An 18,915-nucleotide genomic window follows, 5' to 3' on the forward strand; every position below is an offset into this window, starting at 1 on the left:
CCGTTGAGGTCGCCGTGATCTCGATGGTCGGAGCCGTATCGGTTTCGTAGTCCAGCTTGCTGCCGTCTTTCACCGTCACCACGCCTGTGGTCGCGTCGATTTCGAACGCACCGTTGTAATCGTCTGTCAGCGCGTACGTCACTGTGTCCGTCGCATCCGCATCCGTCGCCAGACCCGTGATCTGCACTTCGGTGCCATTGACCGCACTTTCACTGATCACGTTCGCATCTGTATCGCTATCAACCACTGCGCTGATGCCGCTTTCGCTCGTGTCATCCGTTAGGTTGATGGTGAACGTCGCGTTGCTGCTTGTGCCATCCGTTGAGGTCGCCGTGATCTCGATGGTCGGAGCCGTATCGGTTTCGTAGTCCAGCTTGCTGCCGTCTTTCACCGTCACCACGCCTGTGGTCGCGTCGATTTCGAACGCACCGTTGTAATCGTCTGTCAGCGCGTACGTCACTGTGTCCGTCGCATCCGCATCCGTCGCCAGACCCGTGATCTGCACTTCGGTGCCATTGACCGCACTTTCACTGATCACGTTCGCATCTGTATCGCTATCAACCACTGCGCTGATGCCGCTTTCGCTCGTGTCATCCGTTAGGTTGATGGTGAACGTCGCGTTGCTGCTTGTGCCATCCGTTGAGGTCGCCGTGATCTCGATGGTCGGAGCCGTATCGGTTTCGTAGTCCAGCTTGCTGCCGTCTTTCACCGTCACCACGCCTGTGGTCGCGTCGATTTCGAACGCACCGTTGTAATCGTCTGTCAGCGCGTACGTCACTGTGTCCGTCGCATCCGCATCCGTCGCCAGACCCGTGATCTGCACTTCGGTGCCATTGACCGCACTTTCACTGATCACGTTCGCATCTGTATCGCTATCAACCACTGCGCTGATGCCGCTTTCGCTCGTGTCATCCGTTAGGTTGATGGTGAACGTCGCGTTGCTGCTTGTGCCATCCGTTGAGGTCGCCGTGATCTCGATGGTCGGAGCCGTATCGGTTTCGTAGTCCAGCTTGCTGCCGTCTTTCACCGTCACCACGCCTGTGGTCGCGTCGATTTCGAACGCACCGTTGTAATCGTCTGTCAGCGCGTACGTCACTGTGTCCGTCGCATCCGCATCCGTCGCCAGACCCGTGATCTGCACTTCGGTGCCATTGACCGCACTTTCACTGATCACGTTCGCATCTGTATCGCTATCAACCACTGCGCTGATGCCGCTTTCGCTCGTGTCATCCGTTAGGTTGATGGTGAACGTCGCGTTGCTGCTTGTGCCATCCGTTGAGGTCGCCGTGATCTCGATGGTCGGAGCCGTATCGGTTTCGTAGTCCAGCTTGCTGCCGTCTTTCACCGTCACCACGCCTGTGGTCGCGTCGATTTCGAACGCACCGTTGTAATCGTCTGTCAGCGCGTACGTCACTGTGTCCGTCGCATCCGCATCCGTCGCCAGACCCGTGATCTGCACTTCGGTGCCATTGACCGCACTTTCACTGATCACGTTCGCATCTGTATCGCTATCAACCACTGCGCTGATGCCGCTTTCGCTCGTGTCATCCGTTAGGTTGATGGTGAACGTCGCGTTGCTGCTTGTGCCATCCGTTGAGGTCGCCGTGATCTCGATGGTCGGAGCCGTATCGGTTTCGTAGTCCAGCTTGCTGCCGTCTTTCACCGTCACCACGCCTGTGGTCGCGTCGATTTCGAACGCACCGTTGTAATCGTCTGTCAGCGCGTACGTCACTGTGTCCGTCGCATCCGCATCCGTCGCCAGACCCGTGATCTGCACTTCGGTGCCATTGACCGCACTTTCACTGATCACGTTCGCATCTGTATCGCTATCAACCACTGCGCTGATGCCGCTTTCGCTCGTGTCATCCGTTAGGTTGATGGTGAACGTCGCGTTGCTGCTTGTGCCATCCGTTGAGGTCGCCGTGATCTCGATGGTCGGAGCCGTATCGGTTTCGTAGTCCAGCTTGCTGCCGTCTTTCACCGTCACCACGCCTGTGGTCGCGTCGATTTCGAACGCACCGTTGTAATCGTCTGTCAGCGCGTACGTCACTGTGTCCGTCGCATCCGCATCCGTCGCCAGACCCGTGATCTGCACTTCGGTGCCATTGACCGCACTTTCACTGATCACGTTCGCATCTGTATCGCTATCAACCACTGCGCTGATGCCGCTTTCGCTCGTGTCATCCGTTAGGTTGATGGTGAACGTCGCGTTGCTGCTTGTGCCATCCGTTGAGGTCGCCGTGATCTCGATGGTCGGAGCCGTATCGGTTTCGTAGTCCAGCTTGCTGCCGTCTTTCACCGTCACCACGCCTGTGGTCGCGTCGATTTCGAACGCACCGTTGTAATCGTCTGTCAGCGCGTACGTCACTGTGTCCGTCGCATCCGCATCCGTCGCCAGACCCGTGATCTGCACTTCGGTGCCATTGACCGCACTTTCACTGATCACGTTCGCATCTGTATCGCTATCAACCACTGCGCTGATGCCGCTTTCGCTCGTGTCATCCGTTAGGTTGATGGTGAACGTCGCGTTGCTGCTTGTGCCATCCGTTGAGGTCGCCGTGATCTCGATGGTCGGAGCCGTATCGGTTTCGTAGTCCAGCTTGCTGCCGTCTTTCACCGTCACCACGCCTGTGGTCGCGTCGATTTCGAACGCACCGTTGTAATCGTCTGTCAGCGCGTACGTCACTGTGTCCGTCGCATCCGCATCCGTCGCCAGACCCGTGATCTGCACTTCGGTGCCATTGACCGCACTTTCACTGATCACGTTCGCATCTGTATCGCTATCAACCACTGCGCTGATGCCGCTTTCGCTCGTGTCATCCGTTAGGTTGATGGTGAACGTCGCGTTGCTGCTTGTGCCATCCGTTGAGGTCGCCGTGATCTCGATGGTCGGAGCCGTATCGGTTTCGTAGTCCAGCTTGCTGCCGTCTTTCACCGTCACCACGCCTGTGGTCGCGTCGATTTCGAACGCACCGTTGTAATCGTCTGTCAGCGCGTACGTCACTGTGTCCGTCGCATCCGCATCCGTCGCCAGACCCGTGATCTGCACTTCGGTGCCATTGACCGCACTTTCACTGATCACGTTCGCATCTGTATCGCTATCAACCACTGCGCTGATGCCGCTTTCGCTCGTGTCATCCGTTAGGTTGATGGTGAACGTCGCGTTGCTGCTTGTGCCATCCGTTGAGGTCGCCGTGATCTCGATGGTCGGAGCCGTATCGGTTTCGTAGTCCAGCTTGCTGCCGTCTTTCACCGTCACCACGCCTGTGGTCGCGTCGATTTCGAACGCACCGTTGTAATCGTCTGTCAGCGCGTACGTCACTGTGTCCGTCGCATCCGCATCCGTCGCCAGACCCGTGATCTGCACTTCGGTGCCATTGACCGCACTTTCACTGATCACGTTCGCATCTGTATCGCTATCAACCACTGCGCTGATGCCGCTTTCGCTCGTGTCATCCGTTAGGTTGATGGTGAACGTCGCGTTGCTGCTTGTGCCATCCGTTGAGGTCGCCGTGATCTCGATGGTCGGAGCCGTATCGGTTTCGTAGTCCAGCTTGCTGCCGTCTTTCACCGTCACCACGCCTGTGGTCGCGTCGATTTCGAACGCACCGTTGTAATCGTCTGTCAGCGCGTACGTCACTGTGTCCGTCGCATCCGCATCCGTCGCCAGACCCGTGATCTGCACTTCGGTGCCATTGACCGCACTTTCACTGATCACGTTCGCATCTGTATCGCTATCAACCACTGCGCTGATGCCGCTTTCGCTCGTGTCATCCGTTAGGTTGATGGTGAACGTCGCGTTGCTGCTTGTGCCATCCGTTGAGGTCGCCGTGATCTCGATGGTCGGAGCCGTATCGGTTTCGTAGTCCAGCTTGCTGCCGTCTTTCACCGTCACCACGCCTGTGGTCGCGTCGATTTCGAACGCACCGTTGTAATCGTCTGTCAGCGCGTACGTCACTGTGTCCGTCGCATCCGCATCCGTCGCCAGACCCGTGATCTGCACTTCGGTGCCATTGACCGCACTTTCACTGATCACGTTCGCATCTGTATCGCTATCAACCACTGCGCTGATGCCGCTTTCGCTCGTGTCATCCGTTAGGTTGATGGTGAACGTCGCGTTGCTGCTTGTGCCATCCGTTGAGGTCGCCGTGATCTCGATGGTCGGAGCCGTATCGGTTTCGTAGTCCAGCTTGCTGCCGTCTTTCACCGTCACCACGCCTGTGGTCGCGTCGATTTCGAACGCACCGTTGTAATCGTCTGTCAGCGCGTACGTCACTGTGTCCGTCGCATCCGCATCCGTCGCCAGACCCGTGATCTGCACTTCGGTGCCATTGACCGCACTTTCACTGATCACGTTCGCATCTGTATCGCTATCAACCACTGCGCTGATGCCGCTTTCGCTCGTGTCATCCGTTAGGTTGATGGTGAACGTCGCGTTGCTGCTTGTGCCATCCGTTGAGGTCGCCGTGATCTCGATGGTCGGAGCCGTATCGGTTTCGTAGTCCAGCTTGCTGCCGTCTTTCACCGTCACCACGCCTGTGGTCGCGTCGATTTCGAACGCACCGTTGTAATCGTCTGTCAGCGCGTACGTCACTGTGTCCGTCGCATCCGCATCCGTCGCCAGACCCGTGATCTGCACTTCGGTGCCATTGACCGCACTTTCACTGATCACGTTCGCATCTGTATCGCTATCAACCACTGCGCTGATGCCGCTTTCGCTCGTGTCATCCGTTAGGTTGATGGTGAACGTCGCGTTGCTGCTTGTGCCATCCGTTGAGGTCGCCGTGATCTCGATGGTCGGAGCCGTATCGGTTTCGTAGTCCAGCTTGCTGCCGTCTTTCACCGTCACCACGCCTGTGGTCGCGTCGATTTCGAACGCACCGTTGTAATCGTCTGTCAGCGCGTACGTCACTGTGTCCGTCGCATCCGCATCCGTCGCCAGACCCGTGATCTGCACTTCGGTGCCATTGACCGCACTTTCACTGATCACGTTCGCATCTGTATCGCTATCAACCACTGCGCTGATGCCGCTTTCGCTCGTGTCATCCGTTAGGTTGATGGTGAACGTCGCGTTGCTGCTTGTGCCATCCGTTGAGGTCGCCGTGATCTCGATGGTCGGAGCCGTATCGGTTTCGTAGTCCAGCTTGCTGCCGTCTTTCACCGTCACCACGCCTGTGGTCGCGTCGATTTCGAACGCACCGTTGTAATCGTCTGTCAGCGCGTACGTCACTGTGTCCGTCGCATCCGCATCCGTCGCCAGACCCGTGATCTGCACTTCGGTGCCATTGACCGCACTTTCACTGATCACGTTCGCATCTGTATCGCTATCAACCACTGCGCTGATGCCGCTTTCGCTCGTGTCATCCGTTAGGTTGATGGTGAACGTCGCGTTGCTGCTTGTGCCATCCGTTGAGGTCGCCGTGATCTCGATGGTCGGAGCCGTATCGGTTTCGTAGTCCAGCTTGCTGCCGTCTTTCACCGTCACCACGCCTGTGGTCGCGTCGATTTCGAACGCACCGTTGTAATCGTCTGTCAGCGCGTACGTCACTGTGTCCGTCGCATCCGCATCCGTCGCCAGACCCGTGATCTGCACTTCGGTGCCATTGACCGCACTTTCACTGATCACGTTCGCATCTGTATCGCTATCAACCACTGCGCTGATGCCGCTTTCGCTCGTGTCATCCGTTAGGTTGATGGTGAACGTCGCGTTGCTGCTTGTGCCATCCGTTGAGGTCGCCGTGATCTCGATGGTCGGAGCCGTATCGGTTTCGTAGTCCAGCTTGCTGCCGTCTTTCACCGTCACCACGCCTGTGGTCGCGTCGATTTCGAACGCACCGTTGTAATCGTCTGTCAGCGCGTACGTCACTGTGTCCGTCGCATCCGCATCCGTCGCCAGACCCGTGATCTGCACTTCGGTGCCATTGACCGCACTTTCACTGATCACGTTCGCATCTGTATCGCTATCAACCACTGCGCTGATGCCGCTTTCGCTCGTGTCATCCGTTAGGTTGATGGTGAACGTCGCGTTGCTGCTTGTGCCATCCGTTGAGGTCGCCGTGATCTCGATGGTCGGAGCCGTATCGGTTTCGTAGTCCAGCTTGCTGCCGTCTTTCACCGTCACCACGCCTGTGGTCGCGTCGATTTCGAACGCACCGTTGTAATCGTCTGTCAGCGCGTACGTCACTGTGTCCGTCGCATCCGCATCCGTCGCCAGACCCGTGATCTGCACTTCGGTGCCATTGACCGCACTTTCACTGATCACGTTCGCATCTGTATCGCTATCAACCACTGCGCTGATGCCGCTTTCGCTCGTGTCATCCGTTAGGTTGATGGTGAACGTCGCGTTGCTGCTTGTGCCATCCGTTGAGGTCGCCGTGATCTCGATGGTCGGAGCCGTATCGGTTTCGTAGTCCAGCTTGCTGCCGTCTTTCACCGTCACCACGCCTGTGGTCGCGTCGATTTCGAACGCACCGTTGTAATCGTCTGTCAGCGCGTACGTCACTGTGTCCGTCGCATCCGCATCCGTCGCCAGACCCGTGATCTGCACTTCGGTGCCATTGACCGCACTTTCACTGATCACGTTCGCATCTGTATCGCTATCAACCACTGCGCTGATGCCGCTTTCGCTCGTGTCATCCGTTAGGTTGATGGTGAACGTCGCGTTGCTGCTTGTGCCATCCGTTGAGGTCGCCGTGATCTCGATGGTCGGAGCCGTATCGGTTTCGTAGTCCAGCTTGCTGCCGTCTTTCACCGTCACCACGCCTGTGGTCGCGTCGATTTCGAACGCACCGTTGTAATCGTCTGTCAGCGCGTACGTCACTGTGTCCGTCGCATCCGCATCCGTCGCCAGACCCGTGATCTGCACTTCGGTGCCATTGACCGCACTTTCACTGATCACGTTCGCATCTGTATCGCTATCAACCACTGCGCTGATGCCGCTTTCGCTCGTGTCATCCGTTAGGTTGATGGTGAACGTCGCGTTGCTGCTTGTGCCATCCGTTGAGGTCGCCGTGATCTCGATGGTCGGAGCCGTATCGGTTTCGTAGTCCAGCTTGCTGCCGTCTTTCACCGTCACCACGCCTGTGGTCGCGTCGATTTCGAACGCACCGTTGTAATCGTCTGTCAGCGCGTACGTCACTGTGTCCGTCGCATCCGCATCCGTCGCCAGACCCGTGATCTGCACTTCGGTGCCATTGACCGCACTTTCACTGATCACGTTCGCATCTGTATCGCTATCAACCACTGCGCTGATGCCGCTTTCGCTCGTGTCATCCGTTAGGTTGATGGTGAACGTCGCGTTGCTGCTTGTGCCATCCGTTGAGGTCGCCGTGATCTCGATGGTCGGAGCCGTATCGGTTTCGTAGTCCAGCTTGCTGCCGTCTTTCACCGTCACCACGCCTGTGGTCGCGTCGATTTCGAACGCACCGTTGTAATCGTCTGTCAGCGCGTACGTCACTGTGTCCGTCGCATCCGCATCCGTCGCCAGACCCGTGATCTGCACTTCGGTGCCATTGACCGCACTTTCACTGATCACGTTCGCATCTGTATCGCTATCAACCACTGCGCTGATGCCGCTTTCGCTCGTGTCATCCGTTAGGTTGATGGTGAACGTCGCGTTGCTGCTTGTGCCATCCGTTGAGGTCGCCGTGATCTCGATGGTCGGAGCCGTATCGGTTTCGTAGTCCAGCTTGCTGCCGTCTTTCACCGTCACCACGCCTGTGGTCGCGTCGATTTCGAACGCACCGTTGTAATCGTCTGTCAGCGCGTACGTCACTGTGTCCGTCGCATCCGCATCCGTCGCCAGACCCGTGATCTGCACTTCGGTGCCATTGACCGCACTTTCACTGATCACGTTCGCATCTGTATCGCTATCAACCACTGCGCTGATGCCGCTTTCGCTCGTGTCATCCGTTAGGTTGATGGTGAACGTCGCGTTGCTGCTTGTGCCATCCGTTGAGGTCGCCGTGATCTCGATGGTCGGAGCCGTATCGGTTTCGTAGTCCAGCTTGCTGCCGTCTTTCACCGTCACCACGCCTGTGGTCGCGTCGATTTCGAACGCACCGTTGTAATCGTCTGTCAGCGCGTACGTCACTGTGTCCGTCGCATCCGCATCCGTCGCCAGACCCGTGATCTGCACTTCGGTGCCATTGACCGCACTTTCACTGATCACGTTCGCATCTGTATCGCTATCAACCACTGCGCTGATGCCGCTTTCGCTCGTGTCATCCGTTAGGTTGATGGTGAACGTCGCGTTGCTGCTTGTGCCATCCGTTGAGGTCGCCGTGATCTCGATGGTCGGAGCCGTATCGGTTTCGTAGTCCAGCTTGCTGCCGTCTTTCACCGTCACCACGCCTGTGGTCGCGTCGATTTCGAACGCACCGTTGTAATCGTCTGTCAGCGCGTACGTCACTGTGTCCGTCGCATCCGCATCCGTCGCCAGACCCGTGATCTGCACTTCGGTGCCATTGACCGCACTTTCACTGATCACGTTCGCATCTGTATCGCTATCAACCACTGCGCTGATGCCGCTTTCGCTCGTGTCATCCGTTAGGTTGATGGTGAACGTCGCGTTGCTGCTTGTGCCATCCGTTGAGGTCGCCGTGATCTCGATGGTCGGAGCCGTATCGGTTTCGTAGTCCAGCTTGCTGCCGTCTTTCACCGTCACCACGCCTGTGGTCGCGTCGATTTCGAACGCACCGTTGTAATCGTCTGTCAGCGCGTACGTCACTGTGTCCGTCGCATCCGCATCCGTCGCCAGACCCGTGATCTGCACTTCGGTGCCATTGACCGCACTTTCACTGATCACGTTCGCATCTGTATCGCTATCAACCACTGCGCTGATGCCGCTTTCGCTCGTGTCATCCGTTAGGTTGATGGTGAACGTCGCGTTGCTGCTTGTGCCATCCGTTGAGGTCGCCGTGATCTCGATGGTCGGAGCCGTATCGGTTTCGTAGTCCAGCTTGCTGCCGTCTTTCACCGTCACCACGCCTGTGGTCGCGTCGATTTCGAACGCACCGTTGTAATCGTCTGTCAGCGCGTACGTCACTGTGTCCGTCGCATCCGCATCCGTCGCCAGACCCGTGATCTGCACTTCGGTGCCATTGACCGCACTTTCACTGATCACGTTCGCATCTGTATCGCTATCAACCACTGCGCTGATGCCGCTTTCGCTCGTGTCATCCGTTAGGTTGATGGTGAACGTCGCGTTGCTGCTTGTGCCATCCGTTGAGGTCGCCGTGATCTCGATGGTCGGAGCCGTATCGGTTTCGTAGTCCAGCTTGCTGCCGTCTTTCACCGTCACCACGCCTGTGGTCGCGTCGATTTCGAACGCACCGTTGTAATCGTCTGTCAGCGCGTACGTCACTGTGTCCGTCGCATCCGCATCCGTCGCCAGACCCGTGATCTGCACTTCGGTGCCATTGACCGCACTTTCACTGATCACGTTCGCATCTGTATCGCTATCAACCACTGCGCTGATGCCGCTTTCGCTCGTGTCATCCGTTAGGTTGATGGTGAACGTCGCGTTGCTGCTTGTGCCATCCGTTGAGGTCGCCGTGATCTCGATGGTCGGAGCCGTATCGGTTTCGTAGTCCAGCTTGCTGCCGTCTTTCACCGTCACCACGCCTGTGGTCGCGTCGATTTCGAACGCACCGTTGTAATCGTCTGTCAGCGCGTACGTCACTGTGTCCGTCGCATCCGCATCCGTCGCCAGACCCGTGATCTGCACTTCGGTGCCATTGACCGCACTTTCACTGATCACGTTCGCATCTGTATCGCTATCAACCACTGCGCTGATGCCGCTTTCGCTCGTGTCATCCGTTAGGTTGATGGTGAACGTCGCGTTGCTGCTTGTGCCATCCGTTGAGGTCGCCGTGATCTCGATGGTCGGAGCCGTATCGGTTTCGTAGTCCAGCTTGCTGCCGTCTTTCACCGTCACCACGCCTGTGGTCGCGTCGATTTCGAACGCACCGTTGTAATCGTCTGTCAGCGCGTACGTCACTGTGTCCGTCGCATCCGCATCCGTCGCCAGACCCGTGATCTGCACTTCGGTGCCATTGACCGCACTTTCACTGATCACGTTCGCATCTGTATCGCTATCAACCACTGCGCTGATGCCGCTTTCGCTCGTGTCATCCGTTAGGTTGATGGTGAACGTCGCGTTGCTGCTTGTGCCATCCGTTGAGGTCGCCGTGATCTCGATGGTCGGAGCCGTATCGGTTTCGTAGTCCAGCTTGCTGCCGTCTTTCACCGTCACCACGCCTGTGGTCGCGTCGATTTCGAACGCACCGTTGTAATCGTCTGTCAGCGCGTACGTCACTGTGTCCGTCGCATCCGCATCCGTCGCCAGACCCGTGATCTGCACTTCGGTGCCATTGACCGCACTTTCACTGATCACGTTCGCATCTGTATCGCTATCAACCACTGCGCTGATGCCGCTTTCGCTCGTGTCATCCGTTAGGTTGATGGTGAACGTCGCGTTGCTGCTTGTGCCATCCGTTGAGGTCGCCGTGATCTCGATGGTCGGAGCCGTATCGGTTTCGTAGTCCAGCTTGCTGCCGTCTTTCACCGTCACCACGCCTGTGGTCGCGTCGATTTCGAACGCACCGTTGTAATCGTCTGTCAGCGCGTACGTCACTGTGTCCGTCGCATCCGCATCCGTCGCCAGACCCGTGATCTGCACTTCGGTGCCATTGACCGCACTTTCACTGATCACGTTCGCATCTGTATCGCTATCAACCACTGCGCTGATGCCGCTTTCGCTCGTGTCATCCGTTAGGTTGATGGTGAACGTCGCGTTGCTGCTTGTGCCATCCGTTGAGGTCGCCGTGATCTCGATGGTCGGAGCCGTATCGGTTTCGTAGTCCAGCTTGCTGCCGTCTTTCACCGTCACCACGCCTGTGGTCGCGTCGATTTCGAACGCACCGTTGTAATCGTCTGTCAGCGCGTACGTCACTGTGTCCGTCGCATCCGCATCCGTCGCCAGACCCGTGATCTGCACTTCGGTGCCATTGACCGCACTTTCACTGATCACGTTCGCATCTGTATCGCTATCAACCACTGCGCTGATGCCGCTTTCGCTCGTGTCATCCGTTAGGTTGATGGTGAACGTCGCGTTGCTGCTTGTGCCATCCGTTGAGGTCGCCGTGATCTCGATGGTCGGAGCCGTATCGGTTTCGTAGTCCAGCTTGCTGCCGTCTTTCACCGTCACCACGCCTGTGGTCGCGTCGATTTCGAACGCACCGTTGTAATCGTCTGTCAGCGCGTACGTCACTGTGTCCGTCGCATCCGCATCCGTCGCCAGACCCGTGATCTGCACTTCGGTGCCATTGACCGCACTTTCACTGATCACGTTCGCATCTGTATCGCTATCAACCACTGCGCTGATGCCGCTTTCGCTCGTGTCATCCGTTAGGTTGATGGTGAACGTCGCGTTGCTGCTTGTGCCATCCGTTGAGGTCGCCGTGATCTCGATGGTCGGAGCCGTATCGGTTTCGTAGTCCAGCTTGCTGCCGTCTTTCACCGTCACCACGCCTGTGGTCGCGTCGATTTCGAACGCACCGTTGTAATCGTCTGTCAGCGCGTACGTCACTGTGTCCGTCGCATCCGCATCCGTCGCCAGACCCGTGATCTGCACTTCGGTGCCATTGACCGCACTTTCACTGATCACGTTCGCATCTGTATCGCTATCAACCACTGCGCTGATGCCGCTTTCGCTCGTGTCATCCGTTAGGTTGATGGTGAACGTCGCGTTGCTGCTTGTGCCATCCGTTGAGGTCGCCGTGATCTCGATGGTCGGAGCCGTATCGGTTTCGTAGTCCAGCTTGCTGCCGTCTTTCACCGTCACCACGCCTGTGGTCGCGTCGATTTCGAACGCACCGTTGTAATCGTCTGTCAGCGCGTACGTCACTGTGTCCGTCGCATCCGCATCCGTCGCCAGACCCGTGATCTGCACTTCGGTGCCATTGACCGCACTTTCACTGATCACGTTCGCATCTGTATCGCTATCAACCACTGCGCTGATGCCGCTTTCGCTCGTGTCATCCGTTAGGTTGATGGTGAACGTCGCGTTGCTGCTTGTGCCATCCGTTGAGGTCGCCGTGATCTCGATGGTCGGAGCCGTATCGGTTTCGTAGTCCAGCTTGCTGCCGTCTTTCACCGTCACCACGCCTGTGGTCGCGTCGATTTCGAACGCACCGTTGTAATCGTCTGTCAGCGCGTACGTCACTGTGTCCGTCGCATCCGCATCCGTCGCCAGACCCGTGATCTGCACTTCGGTGCCATTGACCGCACTTTCACTGATCACGTTCGCATCTGTATCGCTATCAACCACTGCGCTGATGCCGCTTTCGCTCGTGTCATCCGTTAGGTTGATGGTGAACGTCGCGTTGCTGCTTGTGCCATCCGTTGAGGTCGCCGTGATCTCGATGGTCGGAGCCGTATCGGTTTCGTAGTCCAGCTTGCTGCCGTCTTTCACCGTCACCACGCCTGTGGTCGCGTCGATTTCGAACGCACCGTTGTAATCGTCTGTCAGCGCGTACGTCACTGTGTCCGTCGCATCCGCATCCGTCGCCAGACCCGTGATCTGCACTTCGGTGCCATTGACCGCACTTTCACTGATCACGTTCGCATCTGTATCGCTATCAACCACTGCGCTGATGCCGCTTTCGCTCGTGTCATCCGTTAGGTTGATGGTGAACGTCGCGTTGCTGCTTGTGCCATCCGTTGAGGTCGCCGTGATCTCGATGGTCGGAGCCGTATCGGTTTCGTAGTCCAGCTTGCTGCCGTCTTTCACCGTCACCACGCCTGTGGTCGCGTCGATTTCGAACGCACCGTTGTAATCGTCTGTCAGCGCGTACGTCACTGTGTCCGTCGCATCCGCATCCGTCGCCAGACCCGTGATCTGCACTTCGGTGCCATTGACCGCACTTTCACTGATCACGTTCGCATCTGTATCGCTATCAACCACTGCGCTGATGCCGCTTTCGCTCGTGTCATCCGTTAGGTTGATGGTGAACGTCGCGTTGCTGCTTGTGCCATCCGTTGAGGTCGCCGTGATCTCGATGGTCGGAGCCGTATCGGTTTCGTAGTCCAGCTTGCTGCCGTCTTTCACCGTCACCACGCCTGTGGTCGCGTCGATTTCGAACGCACCGTTGTAATCGTCTGTCAGCGCGTACGTCACTGTGTCCGTCGCATCCGCATCCGTCGCCAGACCCGTGATCTGCACTTCGGTGCCATTGACCGCACTTTCACTGATCACGTTCGCATCTGTATCGCTATCAACCACTGCGCTGATGCCGCTTTCGCTCGTGTCATCCGTTAGGTTGATGGTGAACGTCGCGTTGCTGCTTGTGCCATCCGTTGAGGTCGCCGTGATCTCGATGGTCGGAGCCGTATCGGTTTCGTAGTCCAGCTTGCTGCCGTCTTTCACCGTCACCACGCCTGTGGTCGCGTCGATTTCGAACGCACCGTTGTAATCGTCTGTCAGCGCGTACGTCACTGTGTCCGTCGCATCCGCATCCGTCGCCAGACCCGTGATCTGCACTTCGGTGCCATTGACCGCACTTTCACTGATCACGTTCGCATCTGTATCGCTATCAACCACTGCGCTGATGCCGCTTTCGCTCGTGTCATCCGTTAGGTTGATGGTGAACGTCGCGTTGCTGCTTGTGCCATCCGTTGAGGTCGCCGTGATCTCGATGGTCGGAGCCGTATCGGTTTCGTAGTCCAGCTTGCTGCCGTCTTTCACCGTCACCACGCCTGTGGTCGCGTCGATTTCGAACGCACCGTTGTAATCGTCTGTCAGCGCGTACGTCACTGTGTCCGTCGCATCCGCATCCGTCGCCAGACCCGTGATCTGCACTTCGGTGCCATTGACCGCACTTTCACTGATCACGTTCGCATCTGTATCGCTATCAACCACTGCGCTGATGCCGCTTTCGCTCGTGTCATCCGTTAGGTTGATGGTGAACGTCGCGTTGCTGCTTGTGCCATCCGTTGAGGTCGCCGTGATCTCGATGGTCGGAGCCGTATCGGTTTCGTAGTCCAGCTTGCTGCCGTCTTTCACCGTCACCACGCCTGTGGTCGCGTCGATTTCGAACGCACCGTTGTAATCGTCTGTCAGCGCGTACGTCACTGTGTCCGTCGCATCCGCATCCGTCGCCAGACCCGTGATCTGCACTTCGGTGCCATTGACCGCACTTTCACTGATCACGTTCGCATCTGTATCGCTATCAACCACTGCGCTGATGCCGCTTTCGCTCGTGTCATCCGTTAGGTTGATGGTGAACGTCGCGTTGCTGCTTGTGCCATCCGTTGAGGTCGCCGTGATCTCGATGGTCGGAGCCGTATCGGTTTCGTAGTCCAGCTTGCTGCCGTCTTTCACCGTCACCACGCCTGTGGTCGCGTCGATTTCGAACGCACCGTTGTAATCGTCTGTCAGCGCGTACGTCACTGTGTCCGTCGCATCCGCATCCGTCGCCAGACCCGTGATCTGCACTTCGGTGCCATTGACCGCACTTTCACTGATCACGTTCGCATCTGTATCGCTATCAACCACTGCGCTGATGCCGCTTTCGCTCGTGTCATCCGTTAGGTTGATGGTGAACGTCGCGTTGCTGCTTGTGCCATCCGTTGAGGTCGCCGTGATCTCGATGGTCGGAGCCGTATCGGTTTCGTAGTCCAGCTTGCTGCCGTCTTTCACCGTCACCACGCCTGTGGTCGCGTCGATTTCGAACGCACCGTTGTAATCGTCTGTCAGCGCGTACGTCACTGTGTCCGTCGCATCCGCATCCGTCGCCAGACCCGTGATCTGCACTTCGGTGCCATTGACCGCACTTTCACTGATCACGTTCGCATCTGTATCGCTATCAACCACTGCGCTGATGCCGCTTTCGCTCGTGTCATCCGTTAGGTTGATGGTGAACGTCGCGTTGCTGCTTGTGCCATCCGTTGAGGTCGCCGTGATCTCGATGGTCGGAGCCGTATCGGTTTCGTAGTCCAGCTTGCTGCCGTCTTTCACCGTCACCACGCCTGTGGTCGCGTCGATTTCGAACGCACCGTTGTAATCGTCTGTCAGCGCGTACGTCACTGTGTCCGTCGCATCCGCATCCGTCGCCAGACCCGTGATCTGCACTTCGGTGCCATTGACCGCACTTTCACTGATCACGTTCGCATCTGTATCGCTATCAACCACTGCGCTGATGCCGCTTTCGCTCGTGTCATCCGTTAGGTTGATGGTGAACGTCGCGTTGCTGCTTGTGCCATCCGTTGAGGTCGCCGTGATCTCGATGGTCGGAGCCGTATCGGTTTCGTAGTCCAGCTTGCTGCCGTCTTTCACCGTCACCACGCCTGTGGTCGCGTCGATTTCGAACGCACCGTTGTAATCGTCTGTCAGCGCGTACGTCACTGTGTCCGTCGCATCCGCATCCGTCGCCAGACCCGTGATCTGCACTTCGGTGCCATTGACCGCACTTTCACTGATCACGTTCGCATCTGTATCGCTATCAACCACTGCGCTGATGCCGCCTATATCGTTAGTACCGGTCACAGTAATTATGATGGTTTGGGTATCTGTACCACCTTCGCCGTCATCAACAACAACTATAAAGCTATCGCTGCCGTTGTAGTTCTCGTCTGGGGTATATGTCCAATTACCATTTTCGTCAACGACTACTGAGCCATTCGACGGTTCTGTGACTTTGCTAAACGTTAACTGATCGTTATCTGCATCGGTTACAGTGAGTGATCCACTTACTGGAGTATCTTCATCTGTGGTGACAGAGACATCTTCACCGACAGGTGAGTCATTAATAGGAGTAACACCGATATTCACGGTTATTGTGTCTGTGCCGCCTTGGCCGTCAGAGACTTCTACCGTAAAGCTGTCATTACCGTTGTAATTTTCATCTGGAGTGTAAGTCCAGTTACCATTCTCATCGACAACAACTGTACCGTTTGATGGATCTGTAGATTTACTGAATGACAGAGAATCGCCATCTTCATCTGAAGCTGATAATGTTCCGTTTACTGGCGTATCTTCATCTGTGACAAAAGAGACAGTGTCACCGGTAGGTGAGTTGTTGTTATCAACAAAAGTGGGATCGGTATTAGGTTGCTCAAACGAACGGAAGGCATCTAGAAGACTCAAGCTTTGAGTACGAGACATACCCAGTGCTTCAAAACCCGTAGTAACGAACTCTGTACCAGGAATGGTTTCTTCACCATCACGTTCAATAGTTCCGCTAGAAGCCAAACTTGAACCATTTTGACCAGCAGCGGTAGCGAATTCCTCACCTAGCTCGGTCGGGTCTTGACCTTCTTCTAATGCGGCAAAGATATTTGCAATATCTTGGTCGAGCTCAATTTCGCCTTCTTCTGATGAGAAGCGTTTTGCCGATACCTGAGGTTCATTGGACCCGTTCTGAGATTCAAGAACGACATCCCCTGCTTGTAGTGGTTGGCCTTCTTCTAAGACTTTAATCGTACCATCTACCGAGATAACAATGCGCTGGCCAAGTGCTAATGCACCACCCAAATTCAATGTTGTCATGTCCATATAAACCCCTAAAAAAGCATTTCTTGTCATTAACGTCAAAATAGTGACATTATATTTATAATATTAGGTAAAATATAACACTTAAAACTATATAATTCATAGTTATGAATGCATTTTTTAACAAAGTGATATACCCCACAATAACAAGGGTCACACAGAACAACATTTAAAATACTCTCAAAAGTGAGATAAGTTATTGTGCTAACGTAAAATAATTGAGATATTAATAGACGTTTCAAGTGCTTCAAAACATCATAAAACGCAGAATAATTGGTAACAAATTGACAACCATTTACGAGCGCCATTTTAGCGATCGTGATTTTTTTGGCGGTTCATCTAAATTTTGTATATTATCTAGCAAAATTAAAACTTAGATGTGACTCATTTTGGAGAGATGCAAATTGAATAGGATTCAAACAACTACATTAAGTTTAGCCATTGCAATGGCCTTTCCAGCTGCGGCACAAACTCTAGAGCAAGCCGTCGCTTTTACGTTGGAGAGCAATCCTGACATTAAAAGTGCATACAATGAGTACGTTAGTAAACGTTATCTTAATGATGCTTCTGGCGGTGCTTATCGTCCAAGTATAGACTTGGATGGAGGTATTGGTTACGAACATACCGATCTAGCAACTAACTCAAGCACGACCGATCTGACTCGGAAAGAAGCGACAATTACGCTAACTCAGCTTATCTGGGATGGGGCTAATACATCGAATGATATTGACCGTACCGCGGCAGATGCGGAATCAGTGCGTTATCAATTGATATCTAATGCTCAAGATATCGCATTAGAAGTGACCAAGGTTTATCTCGATGCGGTAAAAGCCTATGAAGTGCTTTCACTCTCTGAAAACAACCTCGCAACCCACAAAAAAATATACAGCGATATTCGCAAGCGTGTTGAATCAGGTATTGGCTCAACGGCAGATATGTCACAGGTAGAAGCACGTATTGCTAAAGCGCACGGTAATTTACTTGCGGCGCAAAACAACCTTTTTGACACTCATACACAATTCAAAAGGCTTGTGGGTCAATCTCCGTTAGGCTTAACCTTCCCTCGTGCAGATGCAGGCGCTATCCCTTACACGGTTGATGGCGCATTAGCAAAAGCGTTTAATCAGCACCCAGTAATTAAGATTGCACAAGCCGATGTAGACTCAGCGAAATTTCAATACAAGCAATCTAAGAGCACCAACTACCCAACGGTTTCTTTTGAAGCCGCTCAAACCTGGCGCGATGATGCCGGTGGCACTCCAGGCAGCAGTGACGAGTTTTCTGCGATGGTTCGTTTAAGATACAACCTTTACAACGGCGGTTCAGACCAAGACCGTGCAGAAAGTGCCGCTTATCAACTAAACAAAGCGAAAGACCTCCGCGAGAGTACTTACCGTAATGTAGAAGAGAGCTTGCGTCTTTCATGGAGCGCACTTGATTTAACCGTTCAACAGAAAGAGTTTCTATCTGACCACGTAGACTCGGCATCAGACACCGTTATCTCTTATGAGAAACAATACCGTATCGGTAAACGTACCCTTCTCGATTTGCTTAACACCGAGAACGAACTGTTCGAAGCCCGCAAGGGCTATCTGGATGCCAAATACGACGAACAGTACGCGAAATACCGAGTAATGAATGCAACAGGAAACCTGTTAACTGGGTTACGCGTCGAAACCCCTCAAGAATGGAATGAAAAGGTAGAATACTAATGAAGCTGATAAAGACTGTATTTCCGCTTTGTCTCATGATTGTCTCTGCCAACGTTTTAGCTGAAACAAGCAATGAAGAATTTGAATATCGAGCTCTTCCAGACATCACGCAAATTTATGATCTCGAAGATGATGATAATGACGGCGTAATTAACGCACGAGATCTATGTCCCGATACGCAAATTGGTGCAGAGATCGATAACGACGGTTGTGGTTCATATTTTGAATCGTCAGAAAAGAAAGAGCTCCACATACTCTTTGCTAATAACTCTACGGAAATTAACCCTGTTTTCCTAGGGCAGATACGCCAGATGGCTGCGTTTTTGAAGCGTTACGAGGGTACATCGATTGAGTTACAAGGTTATGCCAGCAAAGTCGGCAATGCCAAACACAATTTAAAACTGTCAAAAGAACGAGCATCCCACGTAAGGCGTGCCCTTATCAGTAATGGTATTCAACCATCTCGAGTCAATATCGTGGGTCATGGCGACTCTGAATTCAGCAGTGATGACAGCCAAGTTAATCACGCACTACATCGAAAAGTTGTCGCTTCCGTTGTTGGATTTAAAGGCAACATCAAAGAAGAGTGGCACATCTTCACCAAAATAAAAAAGTAGGCTCTATCCTGCGCTTACCATACTGAAACGTGAT

3 protein-coding genes (1 of these 3 cut by a window edge) are annotated in these 18,915 nt (G+C 54.9%); 2 read left to right on the top strand and 1 reads right to left on the bottom strand.

Annotation, left to right across the window (positions count from 1 at the left end; translation table 11 throughout):
• On the bottom strand, positions 1 to 16,555 hold the 5' portion of the coding sequence (locus tag DUN60_RS07075) for an Ig-like domain-containing protein (protein ID WP_162808213.1). 15,371 nt of this gene lie to the left of the window's left edge; only the first 16,555 of its 31,926 coding nucleotides appear in the window; it begins with the start codon at positions 16,553 to 16,555; its stop codon lies beyond the left edge, outside the window.
• Between the two features lie 443 nt (positions 16,556 to 16,998).
• Between DUN60_RS07075 and DUN60_RS07080 the strand changes: the two genes are divergently transcribed.
• Entirely contained in the window at positions 16,999 to 18,264 is a 1,266-nt protein-coding gene (locus tag DUN60_RS07080) for a TolC family outer membrane protein (protein ID WP_102453821.1), read from the top strand.
• Positions 18,264 to 18,881, top strand: coding sequence for an OmpA family protein (locus DUN60_RS07085; protein ID WP_004733614.1), 618 nt, complete (start codon positions 18,264 to 18,266; stop codon positions 18,879 to 18,881). Before DUN60_RS07080 ends, DUN60_RS07085 begins: the two co-directional genes overlap by 1 nt.
• The last annotated feature ends 34 nt before the right edge of the window (positions 18,882 to 18,915 follow it).

The sequence above is a fragment of the Vibrio splendidus genome, from assembly GCF_003345295.1.
GTDB classification, from domain to species: Bacteria; Pseudomonadota; Gammaproteobacteria; order Enterobacterales; family Vibrionaceae; genus Vibrio; species Vibrio splendidus_K.